We start from the raw sequence: 2,119 nt of genomic DNA, 5'->3' as shown, positions 1-2,119 counted from the left end.
GGTTGAGGTGTCGGGGTGGGGTGTGGTGGCTCGTACGAGGCGGGGTACGTAGGTTTCGCCGTTGCGCAGGGCAAGTTCCGGCTCACCACCCGACAGAACTGCGGCGAGCCGGGGGAGCGGAGGCTGTGTGCCGTCCCAGTCCAACAGGGTGAAACGGTCCGGGTGTTCGGCCTGCGCGGAACGCACCAGACCCCACACGGCCGCACCCGCGAGGTCCACCGGTTCATCGAGCCCGTCACGGGGGCCGACCGCGCCCCGGGTCACCACCACCAACTGGGAGGATGAGAACCGCTCGTCGGCCAGCCACCCCTGAAGTGCTGTCAGCACACCGCCGGTGGCTTCGCGCAACCGCTCCGGCATGTCGGCGGCGTCCGGCCCTTCCGGGCAGGTCAGTACGACGACATCGGGCACCGTGCCGGCCCCCGCGGCGAGGGCTGCCAGGTCGGTGTGCTTCGTGGCACCGGTCCACTCCCACTGTGCCGCCCGCTCGCCGAGCGCCGCCCAGCTCGTAACACCAGGGTCCGCCTGGTCCGCGGCGACAGGCAGCGTGTTCCATTCCACGACGTAGAGCGGCGTGTCGGCGCCGTCGCGGGCCGCCGCGATCTGATCGGCCGACACGGGACGCATGGCCAACTGCTCCACTACAGCGACCGGTTGGCCCGTCGGGTCGGCGAGGTGGAGACGTACGCCGTCGTTGCCCGCCGGGGTGATGCGCACGCGCAGGGAGGTCGCGCCTGTCGCGTAGACGCAGACGCCGCTCCACGCGAAAGGCAGGGCCGTCTGCCGAGCGCGCTCAGGATCGTCGCTCTTGCCGAGGTCCGTGGCGTGGAGTGCGGCGTCGAGCAGGGCCGGGTGGAGACCGAACGCACCGGCGTCGCTGTGCGCTTCTTCGGGGAGAGCCACTTCGGCGAAGATTTCGCTGCCCTGCTGCCAAGCGGCCTTGAGCCCCTGGAAGTAGGGGCCGTAGTGGTAGCCCTGGGCGGCGAGCTGTTCGTACGTGTCGTGGAGGGGGATGGGCCTGGCGCCCGGCGGCGGCCAGCTGGCCAGGGCGAATCCGGCGCCGGGTGCGGGGAGTTCAGAATTGAGGCTGCCCGTGGCGTGGAGGGTCCAGGGTGTCGTGTCCGCGGCGCCGTGGGGGCGGGAGTGGATGGTGAGGGTGTGGTCGGGGGCGTTGGTCTGGATGCGCAGATCGGTGTGCTGGTCGGGGTGGAGTGCGAGGGGCGCGTGGAGGGTGAGTTCTTCGAGGTGGGGAGTGTGGGTGTGGTGGCCGGCGTGGAGGGCGAGCTCGACGAAGGCGGTGCCGGGCAGGAGGGTGGTGCCCATGATGGCGTGGTCGGCCAGCCAGGCGTGACTCTGCGGGCTGATGCGTCCGGTGAGGACGGTGGTGTCGGTGCCAGGGGCGGTGATGAGGGCGCCGAGCAGCGGGTGGTCCGCGGGGGACTGGCCCAGGGTGGTGACGTCGCCGGTGTCAGGGACGGCGTCCAGCCAATAGCGCCGGCGTTGGAAGGGGTAGGTGGGGAGGTTGACGGGGCGGGTCGGGTTGCCGGTGTGGAGGGCGCTCCAGTGGACGGGGTGGCCGCCGGTCCACAGCCGGGCCAGGGCGGTGAGGGTTTCTGGCTGCTCGGGGCGGTTGCGGCGCAGCAGCGGGACGAACACCGCCGTGGAGTCGTCGGGCAGGGCGCCGGGGGCCATGGCGGTGAGGACGGCGTCCGGGCCGACCTCGAGGAACGTCGTCACACCCTCGCCGGCCAGGGCCCGCATCCCGTCCGCGAACCGGACCGCTTCGCGAACATGCGACACCCAGTACTCGGGGGACGTGAGCTCTCCCGACTTGGCGGTGCGTCCGGTCACGTTGGAGACGACCGGGATACGGGGCTCGGTGTAGTCCAGCACCCGGGCGATCTGCCGGAACTCGTCGAGCATCGGGTCCATCAGGGGTGAGTGGAAGGCGTGCGAGACCTTCAGCCGGGATGTCTTGCCGCCCTGCGCCCGTACCGCCTCCACCACCCTCTCCACGGAGGCCATAGCCCCGGAAACCACCACCGCACGCGGCCCGTTGACCGCCGCGACCGTGGCGTCCCCGACCCCGTCGAGCAGCGCGCGGACCTCCTCCTCGGTG

Annotated in this window: 1 protein-coding gene; it reads right to left on the bottom strand. The window is 71.7% G+C overall.

All coding sequences use genetic code 11. The features are described from left to right. A partial coding sequence (locus tag ACZ7IB_RS49040; protein ID WP_470921861.1) for a polyketide synthase dehydratase domain-containing protein occupies window positions 1-2,119 on the bottom strand: 2,119 nt, incomplete at both ends.

The organism is Streptomyces sp. NPDC037301 (genome assembly GCF_055602785.1).
Note: the sequence above shows the minus strand (reverse complement) of the source record. Positions and strands in the feature narration are given on the sequence as shown.